Origin of the sequence: Paenibacillus sp. FSL H8-0104, from assembly GCF_038050215.1 — a bacterium.
In the GTDB taxonomy this organism is placed as follows: domain Bacteria; phylum Bacillota; class Bacilli; order Paenibacillales; family Paenibacillaceae; genus Paenibacillus; species Paenibacillus amylolyticus.
The window spans coordinates 2,579,078-2,595,738 of the sequence record NZ_JBBOTC010000001.1; the positions used below are offsets into that span (position 1 = coordinate 2,579,078).

Annotated in this window: 16 protein-coding genes; all 16 read left to right on the plus strand. The window is 46.5% G+C overall.

Going from position 1 to position 16,661, the window contains the following annotated elements; genetic code table 11:
• Window positions 1-16: 16 nt before the first annotated feature.
• The 16 genes from rbfA (at window position 17) to NST38_RS11755 (ending at window position 16,601) form a co-directional block, all read left to right on the plus strand.
• Window positions 17-376, plus strand: a complete 360-nt coding sequence (gene rbfA, locus NST38_RS11680) for a 30S ribosome-binding factor RbfA (protein ID WP_017689140.1) — start codon at window positions 17-19, stop codon at window positions 374-376.
• Window positions 377-395: 19 nt separating this feature from the next.
• A complete protein-coding gene (locus NST38_RS11685; protein ID WP_076249804.1) occupies window positions 396-1,373 on the plus strand; it encodes a DHH family phosphoesterase in 978 nt (325 codons plus the stop codon).
• Window positions 1,367-2,290 (plus strand): tRNA pseudouridine(55) synthase TruB, encoded by a 924-nt coding sequence (gene truB / locus NST38_RS11690; protein WP_076249803.1) that lies wholly within the window; start codon window positions 1,367-1,369, stop codon window positions 2,288-2,290. The genes NST38_RS11685 and truB overlap by 7 nt, the downstream gene beginning before the upstream one ends.
• Window positions 2,291-2,360: 70 nt before the next feature.
• Window positions 2,361-3,299: a bifunctional riboflavin kinase/FAD synthetase gene (locus NST38_RS11695; RefSeq protein WP_036609299.1), complete on the plus strand. Its 939-nt coding sequence runs from the start codon at window positions 2,361-2,363 to the stop codon at window positions 3,297-3,299.
• Between the two features lie 159 nt (window positions 3,300-3,458).
• Window positions 3,459-3,728: a 30S ribosomal protein S15 gene (gene rpsO / locus NST38_RS11700; RefSeq protein ID WP_017689136.1), complete on the plus strand. Its 270-nt coding sequence runs from the start codon at window positions 3,459-3,461 to the stop codon at window positions 3,726-3,728.
• Between the two features lie 259 nt (window positions 3,729-3,987).
• Window positions 3,988-6,090 (plus strand): polyribonucleotide nucleotidyltransferase, encoded by a 2,103-nt coding sequence (gene pnp / locus NST38_RS11705; RefSeq protein WP_101313440.1) that lies wholly within the window; start codon window positions 3,988-3,990, stop codon window positions 6,088-6,090.
• A gap of 175 nt (window positions 6,091-6,265) precedes the next feature.
• Window positions 6,266-7,261, plus strand: coding sequence for a polysaccharide deacetylase family protein (locus tag NST38_RS11710; protein ID WP_076249801.1), 996 nt, complete (start codon window positions 6,266-6,268; stop codon window positions 7,259-7,261).
• A gap of 99 nt (window positions 7,262-7,360) precedes the next feature.
• On the plus strand, window positions 7,361-8,644 hold the full coding sequence (locus NST38_RS11715; protein ID WP_076249800.1) for a M16 family metallopeptidase: 1,284 nt from the start codon (window positions 7,361-7,363) through the stop codon (window positions 8,642-8,644).
• Window positions 8,604-9,050: a dUTP diphosphatase gene (dut, locus tag NST38_RS11720; protein ID WP_179087829.1), complete on the plus strand. Its 447-nt coding sequence runs from the start codon at window positions 8,604-8,606 to the stop codon at window positions 9,048-9,050. The genes NST38_RS11715 and dut overlap by 41 nt, the downstream gene beginning before the upstream one ends.
• A 157-nt stretch (window positions 9,051-9,207) precedes the next feature.
• Entirely contained in the window at window positions 9,208-10,107 is a 900-nt protein-coding gene (dpsA, locus tag NST38_RS11725) for a dipicolinate synthase subunit DpsA (protein WP_076249799.1), read from the plus strand.
• A complete protein-coding gene (locus NST38_RS11730) occupies window positions 10,104-10,700 on the plus strand; it encodes a dipicolinate synthase subunit B (protein WP_062833836.1) in 597 nt (198 codons plus the stop codon). Before dpsA ends, NST38_RS11730 begins: the two co-directional genes overlap by 4 nt.
• Window positions 10,701-11,077: 377 nt before the next feature.
• A complete protein-coding gene (gene dapG, locus NST38_RS11735) occupies window positions 11,078-12,298 on the plus strand; it encodes an aspartate kinase (RefSeq protein ID WP_036670402.1) in 1,221 nt (406 codons plus the stop codon).
• A 47-nt stretch (window positions 12,299-12,345) separates the two neighbouring features.
• On the plus strand, window positions 12,346-13,224 hold the full coding sequence (gene dapA / locus NST38_RS11740) for a 4-hydroxy-tetrahydrodipicolinate synthase (RefSeq protein ID WP_036670403.1): 879 nt from the start codon (window positions 12,346-12,348) through the stop codon (window positions 13,222-13,224).
• 476 nt (window positions 13,225-13,700) lie between these two features.
• Entirely contained in the window at window positions 13,701-15,380 is a 1,680-nt protein-coding gene (locus tag NST38_RS11745) for a ribonuclease J (protein WP_036609284.1), read from the plus strand.
• A 232-nt stretch (window positions 15,381-15,612) separates the two neighbouring features.
• Window positions 15,613-16,374 carry a ClpP family protease gene (locus tag NST38_RS11750; protein ID WP_036609439.1) on the plus strand — a complete coding sequence of 254 codons (762 nt, stop codon included), beginning with the start codon at window positions 15,613-15,615 and terminating at the stop codon, window positions 16,372-16,374.
• Window positions 16,371-16,601 (plus strand): YlzJ-like family protein, encoded by a 231-nt coding sequence (locus NST38_RS11755; protein WP_017689125.1) that lies wholly within the window; start codon window positions 16,371-16,373, stop codon window positions 16,599-16,601. Before NST38_RS11750 ends, NST38_RS11755 begins: the two co-directional genes overlap by 4 nt.
• Window positions 16,602-16,661: the final 60 nt, after the last annotated feature.

A 16,661-nucleotide genomic window follows, 5' to 3' on the forward strand; every position in this document is an offset into this window, starting at 1 on the left:
CATGAGGTGAACAACAATGGCTAAGATTCGTACAGGTAGAGTGGGCGAGCAGATCAAGAAAGAAATAAGTCTGCTCATCCAGTCTGAACTGAAAGATCCACGTATCGGCTTTATTACGGTAACGGGAGTCGAAGTGACAGGAGACTTGTCGCAAGCCAAAGTTTATCTGAGTGTCTTCGGTGAACAGGAACAAAAAGATAACACGCTGAAAGCTCTGGCAAAAGCAAATGGATTTTTGCGTTCGGAGCTGGGCAAACGTATCCGGTTCCGGCATGTTCCCGAGTTGATATTTAAGATTGACGAATCCATCGCTTATGGCAGCCGAATTGAGAAGCTGCTTGGCGATATTGGTTCCGACAAGAACGAATCCCAGTAACAGAATAGAGGAGACGGCAATGCACACTTATGAACAGGCGCTCCAGGCCGGAAAGCAATTTCTACTGGAGCATGATGATTACCTGGTCGTGTCGCATGTACAGCCGGACGGTGACGCAGTCAGCTCGACGGTAACGGTGGGCTGGCTGCTGTCATGTCTGGGTAAGACATTCACGATGATTAATGAAGGTGAAATCCCCGGGCGCATGCAATTTCTGTGGGAAGCAGGCAACATTGTGAACATGACCGAACAACCACCGCAGCGAAAATATAAAGCTGTTATCTGTGTGGATTGTGCAGACTTTGCCAGAGTAGGTTTGACACGTCATTATTTCGAAGATGATGCTGTTATCTTGAATATTGATCATCACCCTACAAATGACGGTTATGGTACAGTCAACATCATTAAGTCAGATGCTGCTGCTACGGCTGAAATCTTGTTCGATTTTCTTAACCTGTTCCAAGTAACATGGGATCAAGATGTTGCGACGGCAGTTTATACAGGATTGCTTACCGATACAGGTGGATTCCGCTATGCCAACACCAGCCCAAATGTAATGAAAACGGCCTCCAGACTGCTTGAACATGGCGTGAATGGACCCTATCTCGCCCAGACCTTGTTGGAGCAGGTGACTCTTCCGCAAGTTCGGATTTTGAATCAGGCACTATCAAGCCTGCAGATGACAGATGATGGAAAGATAGCCTGGGTTGTTATTACACCAGATGATATGGTGGCTTGTGGAGCAGCTAATGAAGATCTTGAAGGGGTAGTGAACTATCCACGCAACATTCAGGGCGTGGAAGTTGGTATCTTTTTCAAAGTCATCAACGAGAATGCAGTCAAGGTTTCTTTGCGTTCAGCTGGTAAGATTGATGTTGCTGCACTAGCACAGACCTTTGGCGGAGGCGGGCATGTGCTCGCAGCCGGATGTCGTCTGGAAGGCAGACTTGATGATATTGTCGCAAAAGTACTGAAGCAGGTGAATTCACAATGGTAAAGCCATTTGAAGGTGTACTTCCGGTATATAAACCGGCGGGTTTTACTTCTCATGATGTTGTAGCCAAAATGCGTCGCATTCTCAAAATGAAGCGCATTGGGCATACGGGCACACTTGACCCACAAGTTACAGGCGTTCTGCCGCTCTGTCTTGGACGGGCGACACGTGTGGTAGAGTACATGCAGGAGCTTCCGAAGGAATATCTGGCTACGCTCAGACTGGGACTGTCTACTGACACAGAGGATATGACAGGGGAAGTCATTGAGCGGGCTGAAACGACTGTGGAAGTAACACAGGAACAGGTTCAACAGGTGCTTGAGCAGTTTCTGGGCACGATCTCACAGGTACCACCCATGTATTCTGCCGTAAAGGTAGACGGCAAACGTCTTTATGAGCTTGCTCGTGAAGGTAAGACGGTAGAGCGTAAGAGCCGTGAGGTCACAATCTATGAGCTCGAACTTACTGGGATTGAGACTCAGGGTGAGACCACCGATATATCCTTCCGGGCCTTATGTTCAAAAGGAACTTATATTCGGACATTGTGTGTAGACATTGGTCGGCAACTCGGATATCCATCAACCATGGTTCAACTGGAGCGTACGATATCGGCAGGTATCTCTGCAGATCGTTGTCTTCGAATTGAAGAAGTGGAACAACTTATGGCTGACGGGACTTTGGCGGAGGCGCTGATTCCTGTTGACGAGGCTATTGCTTCAATTCCGGCCCATAAGGTTGGAGAAGAACTAACCAAAGGAGCACTGCAAGGTCAGAAACTGTCTGCGCGTCTTCTGGAACCGCCTGTGGAGCAACCTGGTTTGCTGCGGTTGTATGCTCAGGATGGTACGTTTCTGGGGATATTTGAGCGGGATGAACTAAAACCAACGGTGAGGGCAGTTAAAGTCTTTTTGCCGGAATAAAGAGGTTTCGGGCTTGGAGTTGTGGTGATGCTCTAGCTTGGCCTATCTAGTGAAATGCAGGTGAATGATTGTGAAAACCGTAATGCTAACCTATCCGCAGACGTTACATTCGACTGAGCTGAGCACACTGCCCCAAGTGCTTGCGATTGGTCAATTCGACGGACTGCATCTCGGACATGCAAGTGTCATTTTATCAGCTGTCCGCATTGCGCGGGAAACGGGCATGCAGGCAGCGGTCATGACCTTTCATCCACATCCGAAGGAAGTTATGCGCAAAGGGGATTACGAGGGTTATTTAACTCCCTTGAGAGATAAAGAAGAGATCTTGGCAGGAATGGGCGTTGATGTACTCTATGTGGTGGAGTTCAATGAAGATTTCTCACGGTTGACGCCGCAACAATTCGTACACGACTTGTTGATTCCTCTTCAGACGCGAACAGCGGTGGTGGGTTTTGACTTCCGTTTTGGTCACAAGGGTGCAGGGGATGAACAACTTCTTCGTACTTTGGGAGAAGGAGAGATGATGGTGGAAACCGTTCCTCCTTTCTTGTTAAATGGAGAAAAAGTGAGCAGTTCTCTCATTCGTGGCCTGTTGAAGCGTGGGGAGATGGATGAGGCCAGTCAGTGGCTTGGCCGACCTTACAGCATCAGAGGAACTGTCATTCACGGGGAGAAGCGTGGACGAACGATTGGATTTCCTACAGCCAACCTTGAACTCACAGATCATTACGTTACCCCGTCGAAGGGTGTTTACGCTGTTCGTGTGCAGTATGGCGGACAGGAACTGCCTGGCGTAATGAATCTCGGTGTGAAACCTACGTTTCACGAAAGCGGGATGAAACCTACGTTTGAAGTGCACCTGCTTGATTTTGATGGACACTTATATGACCAGGAACTAAAGGTTGAGCTCGTTCACTATATTCGTGCAGAACGAAAGTTTGACTCCATTGAGGCATTAATTAGCCAGATTCGTGAAGATGCATTAACTGCCGGCCGCCTGTTATCTTAAAGGTTCAGTATTAAATGCATGTTTACATTTACTTTAACTAGGCAATTATGATATACTGTACTACGTTGTCGATTGAGACAACATTAACCTTGGCTTGGTTGCTTGCTCTCACCGGCGGTGACGAGGCTAATGGCGATTATATTGAAGGAGGTGAACAGGATGGCATTGACTCAAGAACGTAAACAACAACTGATCGACGAGCACAAAACTCACGAGTCCGATACAGGATCTCCAGAGGTGCAAGTTGCTATCCTTACGGAAAACATCACAAGTTTGACAGACCACTTGCGTACGCATAAGAAAGACCACCACTCACGTCGTGGACTTTTGAAAATGGTAGGTCAACGTCGTAAGCTTTTGGCTTATGTGAAAAACAAAGATGTTAAACGTTACAGCGCACTGATCGAAAAACTCGGATTGCGTCGTTAATTATCGTACATGTTTTCAAAATCAACCTGGCTGTTATCCGTCATTCTTTTGTCTAAAAGGACAAGCGGAACTTACAGCCGGGTTGTTTTGTAGATGAACATGTTGCCATATATTTGTAGATGGGGCTCCGTGAGGAGCTTTTGTTGTGCAGGTTAGCATGTTGAAAGATCCATACATAGCTAATGAATGCATGACAAGCAGGAAATACTGTGAATATGCAGAATCCATTGAATTAGGAACGAATAAAAGGAGGGGTTTCATGGAACAGCGTGTTGAAATGCAGCTTGGTGGAAGAAAACTTACGCTTGAGACCGGGCGTTTGGCCAAGCAGGCTAATGCTGCCGTTAAGGTAACATACGGGGATACCGTGGTATTGTGTACCGTGACAGCATCAAGTGAGCCGAAAGATCTGGACTTTTTCCCATTAACGGTGAACTATGAAGAAAGATTGTACGCCGTAGGTAAAATCCCAGGAGGATTTATTAAACGTGAAGGCAGACCGAGTGAGAAAGCCATTCTTTCAAGCCGTCTGACAGACCGTCCAATTCGTCCTTTGTTCCCGGAAGGCTTCCGGAATGATGTACAAGTTTTGAATATCGTTATGAGTGTGGATCAGGATTGCGAACCGCAAATCGCTGCAATGATTGGTACATCGGCAGCATTGAGCATTTCGGATGTTCCATTCAGCGGACCGATTGGTGGCGTGAAAGTGGGACGTATTGATGGCGAGTTCATCATTAACCCAACGATTGCACAGCTTGAAGTCAGTGATATTGAACTGGTCGTTGCAGGAACCAAGGATGCCATCATGATGGTTGAGGCCGAAGCAAACGAAGTGCCGGAAGAAGTGATGCTCGAAGCAATCATGTTTGGACATGATGAGATCCAAAATATTATTGCTGTAATCGAACAACTTGTGCAAGTTGCTGGAAAAGAAAAAATGGCTGTTAAGTTGCGTACCGTTAATACTGAAGTTAACAGTAGCGTGCGTGAATTCGCCAGCGCTCGTCTGGTCGAAGCGGTTAAAATCGCCGAGAAACATGCTCGTCAAGATGCAATCGATGTAGTGAATGACGAAACCGTTGCTCACTTTGAAGAGAAATATATTGAAAGTCCGGAATTGTTCAAAGACGTGAAGGAAGTTCTGCACGATATCGTCAAAGAAGAAGTGCGTCGTCTGATCACGCATGATAAAGTTCGTCCGGATGGACGTGGACTTGCTGAAATTCGCCCAATTGAATGTGATACATCTCTGTTGCCACGTGCACATGGTACAGGACTGTTTACGCGTGGTCAAACGCAAGCACTTAGCGTTTGTACACTTGGTGCACTGGGTGATGTTCAGATTTTGGACGGAATCAGTCTTGAAGAAACGAAACGATTCATGCATCACTATAATTTCCCACCATTCAGCGTAGGCGAAGCGCGTCCATTGCGTGCTCCAGGCCGTCGCGAAATCGGACATGGTGCTCTGGGTGAGCGCGCGCTTTCCAAAGTGATTCCTTCCGAAACGGATTTCCCATACACGATTCGTTTGGTATCTGAAGTTCTTGAATCCAACGGCTCATCATCTCAGGCAAGTATCTGTGCCAGCACTTTAGCTATGATGGATGCAGGTGTACCAATCAAAGCTCCAGTTGCGGGTGTAGCTATGGGTCTGATCAAAGATGGAGATCATGTATCCATTCTGAGTGATATTCAAGGTATGGAAGATCACCTCGGTGACATGGACTTTAAAGTAGCTGGAACACCTGAAGGTGTAACTGCAATCCAAATGGACATCAAAATTGCTGGTATTAATCGTCAAATTTTGTCTGATGCATTGGCGCAAGCCAAAGAAGGCCGTATGCACATTTTGGGCAAAATGAACGAAATTTTGAAAACTCCACGTGAGCAGTTATCACAATATGCGCCTAAAATTACAACGATGCATATCAATCCGGACAAAATCCGTGATGTTATCGGTGCAGGTGGTAAAATCATCAATAAAATCATCGAAGAAACCGGTGTTAAAATTGATATTGAACAGGATGGACGTGTCTTTATCGCTTCTTCCAACCAGGAGATGAATGATAAAGCCAAAGCGATCATCGAAGGTATTGTGCGCGAAGTATTGGTCGGCGAGATTTATGTCGGCAAAGTAAAACGCGTAGAAAAATTCGGTGCATTTGTTGAAGTACTTCCGAACAAAGAAGGTCTGGTACACATCTCGCAACTGTCAACTGAACGTGTTGCCAAAGTGGAAGATGTTGTAGCTATCGGTGATTCCATTACGGTAAAAGTAACGGAAATTGACCCACAAGGTCGAATCAACTTGTCCCGTAAAGCAGTTTTGACTGCTGAAGCTCCGGCTCAATCCTAGGATACCGAAGCGACAGGTTATAAATGGATAGATTGAATGAAGAGACAGAATGTGAATTTCTGGCTCTTTTTTTAACGTTTAAATACGTAAAGCAAGGATGAAACCATGGCTCAGCATTCATATTTTTGCCCTTGTCCTCATATGATGGGGACAAAGACGGCGGGAGGATGGAGCTGTGGGAAACCAATCCAAAAAGCTGGCGGCTGTTCTGGCGGGTGTGACTGCGGTCATATTGATCGGACAAGTTGGCAGTGTACGTACATACATTACGGAGATCCGTGATGGGCCAGGTACGCAAAATGCTTTTGACATGTTTAAGGAGGCAACTGGAGAAGATGCGCTGTTGTCTGCGATTCGGGATAAAGCGGCTGAAACGAAAATTGCTCCGATAAATGCCAGAGTGGATCGGGTATGGAAAGCGATTCCTGGTTATAATGGCATGGAGATTGATGTGGAAGCGACATACCGTAAGGCGCTGAGTGGAACATTGAATACCAAAATAGCGTATGTCTACCGTCAGATTGAGCCGGAGATCCAGCTTAAGGATTTGGGTGCACATCCGATCTATCGGGGGAATGCAAACAAACCGATGGTTTCTTTTATGATTAATGTGGCCTGGGGGAACGAATACATTAAACCGATGCTGGATACGCTCGATGCCGAGAAAGTGAAGGCTACTTTTTTTCTGGATGGAAGTTGGTTAAGCAAAAATGTTGAACTGGCCAAAGAAATTCAGAAACGTGGGCATGAGATGTCCAACCATGCATATTCTCACCCTAATATGAGTCGATTGAGCGCAGAACGGGCTAAGCTGGAAATTAGCAAAACCCAGGATCTGCTCCATAAAACACTGGGCGTAGAAAATCGTTGGTTTGCTCCGCCTTCCGGTGACTTTAATCAGAAGACCGTTGACATTGCTTCATCCATGGGACTGAACACCGTGTTATGGACAGTAGATACTGTGGATTGGCGTAAGCCAAGCCCGGATGCCGTTGTTGCCAAAATTGCTAAAAATACCGAGGCTGGAACGTTAATTCTAATGCACCCTACAGCTGCTTCTTCGGGAGCTTTAAAGGGCATGATTCAATCCATACGGGCCAAAGGTCTGGTGCTCGGAACAGTAAGTGAGACGCTGTCTTCGGAACGTGTAAACACCTCTGCGGTTGAGTGAACGTTGTTTTTTTGTTAATATCAAACAGTTGGAACCAAATGTCGATTTCAATTTCAAGGTTGAGATCAAGGCAATTATAGAGATGTAGGAGGGCCAACCATGAAAAAAATTCAGCTGGGCAATGGCCTCAGAGTTGTCATGGAACAGATACCGACCTGCCGTTCTGTGTCTTTCGGAATATGGGTCAAGACAGGTTCGCGTAATGAGCAACCTGCAAGTAACGGAGTATCACATTTTATTGAACACATGTTATTCAAGGGAACAGATCGTTATGATGCCAAGGCGATTGCGGAGCAGTTCGATGCGATTGGTGGTAACGTGAATGCATTCACTTCCAAAGAATACACGTGTTATTATGCTAAAGTATTGGATGAGCACTTGCCGATTGCGGTTGATGTATTGTCTGATATGTTTTTCCGCTCCAAAATGGATGATGGTGAATTGATCAAGGAGAAAAACGTCATTCTGGAAGAAATCTCGATGTATGAAGATACGCCTGATGATATGGTTCATGATCTGATGGCCTTGGCCGCCTATGGTGAGCATCCACTCGCATACCCAATCCTGGGTACGGAAGAACGTCTCAAAGCGATGGATTCCAGCCATCTGCGTGCATATATGAAGGAGCACTACACGATTGAGAACACGGTCATTAGTATCGCGGGTAATATTGATGACAGTGTAATCGATCTGATGGAGAAGCATTTTGGTGCTTTTGATGTAAATGGAGTATCGGAAGCAGTCACGATGCCAGCCTTCCAAAGCGGACAGCTCTTTCACAAAAAGAAAACGGAACAGAATCATATCTGTATCTCGTTCCCGGGCTGTAAAATCGGAGATCCGCTGCAATTCGCTATGGTTGTTCTGAATAACGCCATTGGTGGAGGCATGAGCTCCCGGCTGTTCCAGGAAATTCGTGAGAAACGGGGTCTTGCGTACTCCGTGTATTCCTATCATAGCTCTCATGCGGACAGCGGACTTTTCACGATATACGCAGGTACAGCACCGAAACAGACCAAAGAAGTGCTCGATCTGACCAAAGAGGTTCTACGCGACTTGGCTGTAAACGGCTTGTCCGAAGATGAGCTTCGTAAAGGAAAAGAACAGCTGAAAGGTAGCTTGATTCTGAGCTTGGAAAGCACAGGCAGTCGCATGAATCGTCTGGGTAAAAACGAGCTCATGCTGGGCAGACACCATACGCTGGATGAAATGATCACCAAAATTGAGCAAGTTACCATGGACGATATTAACGCGGTAATTGATCTGATGTTTGCTGAACCTTTTGCACTTGCTATGGTTGGCGCTTCAGATAAAACGATCGCTGGATTGAGAAGGGATGATTTTGTTGTATTACGTTCAAATACAGAAACTGCCGGGCAATGAAGATATTAAACTGCCTCAAAAAATGTCGGAGCTGGCATCCGGCTTTGATGTAGTAGCTGCACTTCAGGAAGATGTTGTATTGCAGCCGGGTCAGCGTACGCTGATTCCTACCGGACTTGCGATGGCAATGCCAGCTGGATTGGAAGCGCAGATCCGTCCTCGGAGCGGACTGGCTTTCAAACATGGTATTACTTGCCTCAACACACCGGGGACCATTGATGCGGATTATCGCGGAGAAGTTAAAGTGCTGTTGATTAATCTGGGTCAGGAACCGTTCACGATTGTACGGGGAGAGCGCATTGCACAGATCGTCTTCCAGACCGTGCCTGCGGTTGAATTGACGGAAGTGAATGAACTTTCGGAAACGGTACGTGGCGAAGGCGGATTCGGTCATACCGGGAAATAAGCAGCGTAAATATACTCATTCTTTAGAGTCGTCCCTGACAGGGGCGGCTCTTTTTTACATTTGAGAAACGGACGGTGGAATGCAATTATTGTTTTCACCCCCCTGTGGGCCCCTGCATACGATAAGGCATACATGTGGTGAAAGGAGTGACGTCCCGATGCTGACCGGAGTCCGGATTGTAGTCCTGGGCGGTGATGCGCGGCAGCTTGAAGTCATTCAAAAGTGCGCTGAGCTGGATGCAACGGTAAGTGTGGTGGGTTTCGATAAAATAGAGCGTTCCATTCCAGGGATCGAGCACCAGGAACTGGAGGATGAAGTGTTTGCTTCCGCAGATGTACTCGTACTGCCTGTTGTCGGTTGCGATGAGCAGGGAAAAGTAAGTACTTCATTCAGTGACACACTGATCTATTTGAAAAAGGAACATATTGCAGCATTACCAGAGCATTGTATTGTGTTCACGGGTATGGCAAAGCCGTTCTTGCGCGAACTTTGTCTTGAAAATGGGCTGCGACTTGTTGAAGTACTTGATCGTGATGATATTGCACTTTATAACTCTATTCCAACAGCTGAAGGAGCCATCGCCATAGCTATTCGGGAGACGGACTTCACAATCCATGGTTCGGAATGCATTGTGCTTGGCATTGGTCGAACAGGATTCACAATGGCCAAAACACTGCAGGGACTTGGAGCAAATGTACGGGTGGGAATCAGGCGGGAAGAGGATGCTGCCCGCGCTACAATAATGGGCTGGAAGCCTTTCATGACAACGGATTTGGCCGCTCAGACCGGGGAAGTTGACTTGCTTTTTAATACGATACCGACTATGATAATCACAGCACAAATCCTGTCCAGAATGCCGCAAAAGGCTGTCATTATCGACCTCGCATCCGCTCCTGGCGGTTGTGATTTCAGGTATGCCGACAAACGCGGTATCAAAGCGCTACTTGCGCCAGGCCTCCCCGGCATTGTTGCTCCCAAAACGGCTGGCGGCATTATTGCCGACGCGTTGATCCGTTTGCTTTTGGAAGAACAGAACGCACGGGAGGTTAAATCATGAACTGGCAGGGAAAAACGGTAGGTTATGCAATTACGGGTTCTCATTGTACGTTTGAAGAGGTTATGCCGGTAATTAGCCGCTTCGTAGCTGAAGGTGCCAACGTCATTCCGATTATTTCGAATTCGGTTCTGACGACGGATACACGCTTTGGTACGGCGCAAAATTGGCAAAAACAGTTGAAAGATATAACAGGTAATGATATCATTTCTACAATTGTTGAAGCGGAGCCATTAGGGCCTTCCAAGCTGCTTGATGTGCTGGTTATTGCTCCATGCACAGGGAATACAACAAGTAAGCTGGCTAATGCGATGACCGACAGTCCAGTGCTAATGGCAGCCAAAGCGCAGATGCGCAATCAGCGTCCGCTTGTGCTCGCGATTTCCACGAATGACGGTCTGGGCTTGAATGCTGCGAATATCGCCAAATTGCTTGTGGCTAAATACTTGTATTTTGTGCCATTTGGGCAAGACGATCCAGTGAAAAAACCAAACTCGTTAGTCGCCAAAATGGAATTGATTCCAGAGGCTTGCTGGAGTGCTCTTGAGGGCAAACAGTTGCAGCCGATGATTGTGGAGCGTTCTTCACAGGCTTGATGGAACAATGATTTGGTGACAACGTTTATGCGCTTGGAGAAATGAAGAAGGGTTCGAGAGACAAAGAAAATCATGGGGGACAATATGCTGGATTGAACAGCTACTATGTCCACGTTCCTGTCTATAAGGCATTCCTGCTTGCGGGCAGTACAGGTTAAGCAAGCGGGAGAGGTCTATTGTGAATGTATGCATCATGACCTCGATAACAACCGCGACCTTTGATTTGCGATTGTCCCAGACAATTACAGAAAATAAGGAGCGGCATGGAATGCCGTATAAAATGCTGAAATTATCGCATCAGAACGCTCCCTAGAGTGATCCATTTGTTGATTTGACCCGTGTCCAGTCTTCTTGCGTACACAAATGGAGGAATAAAGATGCGTATCATGGTACAGAAATTCGGAGGCACGTCTCTCTCCACTGTTCAGGCGAGAGAGCATGTGCTCCGTCATGTTAAACGTGAACTTGAAGCAGGATTGAGTCTGGTCATCGTTGTGTCTGCGATGGGGCGCCGCGGCGAGCCATATGCGACCGATACGTTGCTGGACTGGGCTGCACAGAACGGAAACGCACTATCCGCACGCGAAAAGGATTTACTGCTGTGCTGTGGTGAAATCATATCGGCGACAACGTTGAGCAGTTTACTCGAACATGAAGGCATTCCAACTACAGTGCTGACCGGTGCACAAGCAGGTTTTGTGACGGACGACAATTTCGGGAATGCCCGGATATTGGATGTCCGTCCTGTTCGTGTGTTGGAGCAGCTTCAGCTTGGCCGTGTCGTTGTTGTAACCGGATTCCAGGGGCAGACAGAGAACGGAGACTTCACGACATTGGGTCGTGGGGGAAGCGATACGTCTGCTACAGCTCTCGGTGCAGCATTACGTGCTGAAATGGTGGATATCTACACAGATGTGAACGGGATACTCACCGCTGATCCGCGAATTGTTGAGGATGCACGTCCACTGACTGTTGTGAGTTATGCAGAGATCTGTAACATGGCCCACCACGGGGCCAAGGTAATCCATCCACGTGCGGTTGAGATTGCGATGCAATCCCAGATTCCAGTGCGGGTAAGATCTACTTTTGCAGACACGGAAGGAACGCTGGTTACGCATCCGGAAGGATTCCAGGATGTGCAGACAGGCATTGTTGACCGTTATGTAACAGGCATCGCCTACGTGAGCAATGTAACGCAAATTACGGTGGATGTGCCTGGTGGTGGTGCAGATCGATTGCAACTAAAAGTGTTCAAAACCATGGCTGAGAATTCAATCAGCGTTGATTTTATTAATGTTACCCCCTCGGGAGTTGTCTATACGGTTTTTGACAGTGATTCCGAGAAAGCCATACAGGTATTGCAGGAGATAGGTCTCAAGCCACAAAGCCTGTCCGGTTGTGCCAAAGTGTCCGTCATTGGCGGAGGCATTAATGGTGTACCTGGAATCATGGCTCGAATCGTGGAGTCCTTGACACTGGCAGACATTCAGATCCTGCAATCGGCAGATTCGAATACAACGATCTGGGTACTCGTAAAAAAAGAAGATATGGTTCAGGCCCTGAGGGCACTTCACGCCTCATTCGAACTTCATTTGTAAATAACTGAAGTCAGAGGAGCCAAACCTGTTTTGAAGGAGGAATCGAATTGGACTTTGGAAGATTGATTACAGCAATGGTCACTCCGTTCAATGAACAAGGAGAGATTCATTGGGAGGAAACGGCACGTCTAATCGACTATCTAATTGTAGATCAAAAGTCGGAGACGCTTGTGGTTTCTGGAACAACAGGGGAGTCTCCAACACTTAGTGATACTGAGAAAGTTCAATTATTCGAATTTGCAGTGAAACATGCGGCCGGTCGGTGCAAAATTATAGCCGGAACGGGAAGCAATAACACGGCACATTCCATCCATTTGACACAGGAAGCTGAACGTGCCGGAGTGGATGGCATTTTGTTGGTTGTTCCGTATTACAATAAACCTAGCCAAGAAGGTTTGTTCAAACATTTTGAAGCGATTGCAGGCTCCACCAAGCTGCCAATTATGCTCTACAACGTGCCTGGGCGTACAGTAACCAGCCTGTCAGCAGAGACAACGCTTCGTCTTGCACAGATTCCTAACATCGTCGCTACGAAGGAATGTGCGTCTATGGAGCAGGTTACGCTGATTGCAGCAAGTGCTCCAGAAAATTTCAGAGTTTATTCCGGTGATGATGCTTCAGGCTTACCAGCGATTGCGGTTGGAGCACATGGAATTGTCAGCGTGGCCAGTCATGTCGTAGGGGCAGAAATGAAGAAAATGATTGACGCCTTCTATGGCGGAGCACCTCTTCAGGCTGCTCAGATTCATCAGCAGTTGTTCCCGGTGTTCAAAGGCCTGTTTGAGTGTCCACAGCCTCTACCAAACCCCGTAGCGGTGAAATATGCGCTGACATTGCGTGGTCTAGACGTTGGTTCCGTACGGTTGCCACTTATTCCGCCAACGGAAGAGGAGCAGGTTTATATCAAAGGTTTGCTTAATTTGTAATCATTTTGGTTGTATATGGACTATTTTATTAATCATGGGAATATCCTTCAGATCAGCAAAAGAACCGCTCCTCTTCGTAGAGGCTGCGGTTCTTTTTTTTACGAGTAATGTGAGGTTTCTTTTCCACTGCTAAGGGGAAACCTACAGGTTAACGAGAGAGTGACTTGTTTTTTTTGTTTTTAATCATGTATAATGATGTCAAGTGACTGGGTGCGGTATTTTTTTGAAATTGAAAGCGACATCGCTTCGTGGTGTAGCTTTGCGGTGAAAAAGGAAGGAACGGCTAAGAGGGAATTTCAACTCCAACTTGTTGGTCAAAGGGAATAACTTCGAAGAACTTCTTCCAAATATCGTGAATAAAGGTGTTCTTTTGCATTCATCCCGATAGGTGGGTATGTGATGTATGGACTACTTTTCTTAACTTACAATAAATAATAAGGTACGACGTCCAACTACCATAGGAGGTTTAGATTCATTTGTCTAAGAAAAATAATAACGATAAACTGATGATTTTTGCTTTGGGCGGCGTAGGCGAGATTGGTAAAAATATGTACGTCATCCAATACGCCAACGACATTGTAGTCGTAGATGCTGGTCTTAAATTCCCGGAAGAAGATATGCTTGGTATTGATATTGTCATCCCTGACATTTCTTACCTGACTGAGAACCGTGACAAAGTAAGAGGAATCATCCTTACTCACGGACATGAGGATCACATTGGTGGTCTGCCATATGTTCTCAAACATCTGAATGTTCCTGTATACGGAACAAGACTTACGCTTGGACTTGTAGAAAACAAGTTGAAAGAAGCGAATTTGCTGGGTGATACAAAACGTATTCTGATTGATGCTGATTCCGAGATCCAACTTGGATCTGTTCTGAAAGCATCGTTCTTCGCTACTAACCATAGTATTCCGGATTCTGTTGGTGTATGTGTCGAAACACCGGAAGGTGCAGTTGTTCACACAGGTGACTTCAAATTCGACCATACTCCAGTCAATGGTCAATATGCAGATCTTCAGCGTATGGCACAGATCGGAACAAATGGCGTGTTAGCGCTGTTGTCCGATAGTACGAACGCTGAGAAACCTGGATTCACACCATCGGAGAAAAATGTGGGTATCGTGCTGGAAGATATCTTCCGTAAAGCAAGTCAACGTGTTGTTGTGGCGACATTTGCTTCCAACGTACACCGTATCCAACAGGTGATCAATGCAGCAGAAGTGACTGGACGTAAAGTTGCAGTTATCGGACGCAGCATGGTGAACGTGGTTGGTATTGCTTCAGAACTGGGTTATCTTGAGATTCCGGATGGCATGATCATTGAACCTGAAGAAGTAGGCAAGATGGCAGCTGATCGTGTCGTGATTCTCTGCACAGGAAGTCAAGGAGAGCCAATGTCAGCACTGACACGTATGGCTCGTTCCACGCACCGTAAAGTGGACATCCTGCCAGGTGACACCGTCATTATCGCAGCAACTCCGGTTCCAGGTAATGAGAAATATGTAGGCCGTACAATTGATGAACTGTTCCGTCTGGGTGCTAACGTGCATTACAGCGGTGCTAACAGTGGCGTCCACGTATCTGGTCACGGTAGCCAGGAAGAGCTGAAACTGATGCTCAACCTGATGAAACCGAAATTCTTCTTGCCGATTCACGGTGAATTCCGTATGCAGCGTCGCCACGCGGTTCTTGCTGAATCTGTAGGGGTAGAACCTGAGAACATTTTCATCACGGATATCGGTGAAGTGATTGAAATTCAAGGTGGAGCAGCACGTAGAGCAGGTAAAGTTACTGCAGGTAATGTGTTGATCGATGGCTTGGGTGTAGGCGATGTGGGTAACATTGTACTTCGTGACCGCAAATTGTTGTCACAAGATGGTATCCTTGTTGTTGTGGTAACACTCAGCAAACAGGATGGAAAAATTGTTTCCGGTCCTGACATCATCTCTCGCGGATTTGTGTATGTTCGTGAATCGGAAGGACTATTGGATGAGGCCAACCGGATCGTTAGCAGCACATTGCAGAAGTTGATGAGTGAGAACGTTAACGAGTGGGCTTCACTCAAAACAAATGTTAAAGATGCACTGGGACGCTTCCTGTATGAGCAAACTCGTCGTAGACCGATGATTTTGCCAATCATTATGGAAGTTTAAAATAGGCTAAACAAAAACATATATTCAGGCACACAGTCGCCCCTTCTCTACGAGTAATATTGGACGGTTCCTCGTAGAGAAGGGGCTTTTTTTGCGTTTTCAGGAAGATCTGCGATAAGTCAATATGTGAAGCAATTTGATGTAGCGGGTATAAGGCGGTTGGAAAAGTCCCCATACTAAGGAAATACATTAAATGTTTCTGGAGAAGGGGATTATTGAAATGAATGAACGTATGAATGACAAGCAGGCGTCAAGATCCAATCAACCGGAAGTTGAAGCGCCGGAAATTCCGATTCAGGAGGAAAAGGCCATCTCTCCCGTGACAGAGACTATTCAGCAATTTGGGCAGACACAGTCTCCTGCAGGTGAGTCGAATATTTTCTGCATGACCATTATTGGACAGGTCGAAGGGCATTTGATTTTGCCGCCACAAAACAAAACAACAAAGTATGAACATATCATTCCACAGCTGGTGGCCGCAGAACAAAATCAGCGTATTGAAGGTATACTGATCATTTTGAACACGGTAGGTGGAGATGTAGAGGCGGGTCTAGCCATTGCAGAGATGATTGCTTCTCTAAGCAAACCTACGGTGACTGTGGTCATTGGAGGCGGGCATAGCATTGGAGTACCGATTGCTGTAGCTTCAACATATTCCCTGATTGCCGGAAGTGCAACGATGACGATCCATCCGATTCGGATGAACGGCCTTGTCATTGGTGTACCTCAAACGTTTGAGTATATGGAGAAAATGCAGGAAAGGGTTGTTCGGTTCGTGACTTCTCATTCGAATATCTCTGAAGAGATGTTCAAAGAACTAATGTTTAAGACTGGTGAGTTGAATCGGGATATTGGTACAGCTGTAGGAAGCGCAGATGCAGTGAAACATGGATTAATGGATGCAGTGGGCGGGATTGGACAGGCTATTGCTCAGTTAAATCAGCTCATAGGAGACAAGAGACAGACTCTGCAAGCGGGAGGTTATACCCAATGACATTATATACAGTGATGCCCCCGGAACAACTCTGGTCGGGAATGTGGAAAGAGGGCGAAGATACGAGGGAGATCAAAATGAATGGTTTGTTAATGCAGGTAAGACCTGTTAATGACAATGAAGCCGTTATTGTTCGTTTGCTGGATTGTCCACTTGAAGCCTATCTCAATCCTGCCAATATGCCGGGTTCGACCATTCCGATTTCGGGTAACTTGGGATCAGCATAACGCGACGAATTCAGACAAATTGAGCAGAAAAAGAACATATGTACGGATTATATTTGTATG